At 70.0% G+C, this 2,646-nt stretch carries 2 protein-coding genes; both read right to left on the bottom strand.

The window, feature by feature from the left end:
- Positions 1 to 127: 127 nt before the first annotated feature.
- A complete protein-coding gene (istB, locus tag MF605_RS11825) occupies positions 128 to 913 on the bottom strand; it encodes an IS21-like element helper ATPase IstB (RefSeq protein WP_134416467.1) in 786 nt (261 codons plus the stop codon).
- The gene (locus MF605_RS11820) at positions 910 to 2,433 is read right to left on the bottom strand and encodes an IS21-like element ISMlu14 family transposase (RefSeq protein WP_031943827.1); all 1,524 of its coding nucleotides are present in this window, start codon (positions 2,431 to 2,433) and stop codon (positions 910 to 912) included. Before MF605_RS11820 ends, istB begins: the two co-directional genes overlap by 4 nt.
- Between the last annotated feature and the right edge of the window lie 213 nt (positions 2,434 to 2,646).

The raw sequence follows: 2,646 nt of genomic DNA, 5'->3' as shown, positions 1-2,646 counted from the left end.
TGTCAAGGGCCATTGAGTTCTGCCCATAGGCGGCCAGTGTTTCTTCCCGCTGGTGGCCATCAGAACTGCCCACTGGTGGCCAGCTGGTTTGCCCGTTTGGGTGGTGGTGCTGGCCACCGTGATGGGATCAGTTCAGTGGCATGACTCCCTTCCCGGCCATTGCCTGGGTCATCCGTACGGAGTCTCCGGTGGTCTGGCACACGTGGGCGTGGTGCAGGAGCCGGTCCACGGTGGCGTTGGCCAGGGTCTTGGGCATCAGCTCGTCGAAGCCGGCCGGGTGCAGGTTCGAGCTGATCGCTACGGAGCGTTTCTCGTAGGCGGCGTCCACGATGCGGTAGAGGCCCTCGGCGGCATCGTCGGCGACCGGCAGCAGGCCGATGTCGTCGATGACGATCAGGTCGGCGCGCAGGATTCGGGCGACGGCTTTGGTGATGGTGTCATCGGGCCGGTGGGCCCGGATCATCGCCCCGAGGTCCTCCAGGGTGAACCAGGCCACCCGCTTGCCCTCCTCCACGGCCTGCTGGCCCAGGGCCTCGAGGAAGAAGGTCTTGCCGGTGCCGGAGGGCCCGCAGACCACGAGGTTCTCTCTGCGCGAGAGCCATTCCAGGGTGCGCAGGGACTGCTGGGTCGGGGCCGGGATCGAGGAGGCGCCCGGATCCCAGGTCGTGAAGGTCTTGCCGGTGGGGAACCCGGCGGCCTTGCGCCGGGCGGCGAGCATGGATCGGGCCCGACCGGTGGTCTCCTCGACCAGCAGGGCCTTGAGGACCTCGGCCGGCTCCCAGCGTTGGGCCCGGGCGGTGGCCAGTACCTCGGCGGCGATACCGCGGGCGTGGGGCATCTTCAGCTGCCGCAACAGCGCCTCCAAATCGGCCGGCAGCGCCGGTGCGGCGGTGTTCGGGGTGTGGATGCTCACCGGGCTGCCCCCTCGGTGTTGGAGGTACCGAGGCCGGCCCAGCCGGCGGTGCCCTGGGTCAGGGACCGTTCCTCGGTGGCGGTGTGCATCCCGGTGCGGTGGCCGGCGGCGGTGAGCAGGGAGGCCAGGTCGCCGTGGGCGAAGCGCTGGTGCACCGCGGCCACCCCGAGGGCGCGGTCGACCTGGTCGGTGCCGGCGAGCTTGGCCAGGGTGACGGCCTCGGCCATCTTCTGACCGATCCGGCTGGTGCCGGCCGCGGCGGCCTCCACCAGCCAGGTCCTCGCTCCGGCCCCGATGGCCAGGAACTCGGCCTCCGCCGCCGAACGGGGCACCGGGGTGTAGTCCCCGGGCACCTTGTCCGTCTCGTGGCCGGGGAAGTGCGCGTCGTCGATGGCCGGGGACCCGGGCCGGGCCACCCGGTGCCGGGCGACCTCCACCGGCCCCTGCGCACCGGCGTGCATGATCACCACCATCGAGTCCGGTCCGGTGCCGTGATGGCGCACGAACACCTCGGCCCCGAGCAGGTGCGCGGGCACCGAGTACTGGGCGTTTTCGAAGGAGACCATCGGCGTGTTCTCCGGCACCTTCCGTCCCACCCCGTAGGCCACGGTGTGCGCCGTGGCGGGGATCCGATGCAACGCGCTGGTCTCCTCGGCGAGCATGTGGTCCGGGCGGCGCCGGGTCACCCGGTGCTCCCGGGAGTTCACCATGGCCATGAACCCCGCGCAGGCGGCCTCGAGCTCAGCGAACGAGGCGTACTGGTCCCGCAGGTTGGTGTCCTTCGGGACCAGGTCGGCCTTGGCCAGCTTCACCGCGTTCTCCACCCCGCCCTTGGCGGCCGGATCCGCTGGCTGGCAGGTCAGCACCTCCACGCCGTAATGCCGAGCAAACGCCACGGTGGCCTGGTTACGCACCGGCACCCCGGCCACATGAGAGACCGTCACTGTCTTCTCGTTATCCGTCAGCACATAGGTCGGCGCGCCCCCGATCAGCCGGAAGCACCGGTCCAGGGCGGCGAACACACTCGGAGCCGTCCTATCACGCAGGGCGATGACGATCCGGTAGCGGGACCAGGCCAGCCAGGCCACGAACAGCACCGTCTTGGCCCCGTCGATCGCCGGCCCATCGCCGAAGTCGTACTGCAGCCATGCGCCCGGCTCGGTGATCCAGGGCCGGTGCACCCGGCGCTTCCCGGCCCGCCAGGCGGCCTTCACCTCGGCCACCGCCCGCCGGGTGGAGCGCTCAGAGCCGGTGTAGCCCATTGCGGTGAGCTTGGCGTGCACGACATCGGCGCGGATCCTGCCCGTGGAGGCCTCGACCCATTCCTCGATCTTGGGCAGCCAGACATCGGTGACCTTCGGGCGGCTGGCTCCGGATCCAGGGGTCTGGCCGGCGTCGCGGGCCCGCACCAGCCGGGCCACGGTGTGATGGGAGCAACCGGCCAGCTCGGCGGCGCCCCGCAATGACTTGGTCAGGTCATAGGCACTGAGTATTTTCATGGTTTCTGCGGCATCCTTCATTCAGGGCCTCTTCCTCGCTGGATTCGATTCGACACCGATATCCAACCCGGGGAGGAGGCCCCCGCCGGCTCACGACGCGGCGGGCAACGAGCAACGCGGGCAAACCAGATGGCCAGCACCGGGCAGTTCCCGTGGCCATCACTGGGCAGTCCTCATGGCCGTCAGCGGGTCATTCCCTGGCCACCTATGGGCAGCTTTTCATGGCCGCTTACA

The organism is Micrococcus luteus (assembly GCF_022664405.1).
Classification (GTDB): Bacteria; Actinomycetota; Actinomycetes; order Actinomycetales; family Micrococcaceae; genus Micrococcus; species Micrococcus luteus.
This window is presented reverse-complemented; position numbering and strand designations above follow the sequence as displayed.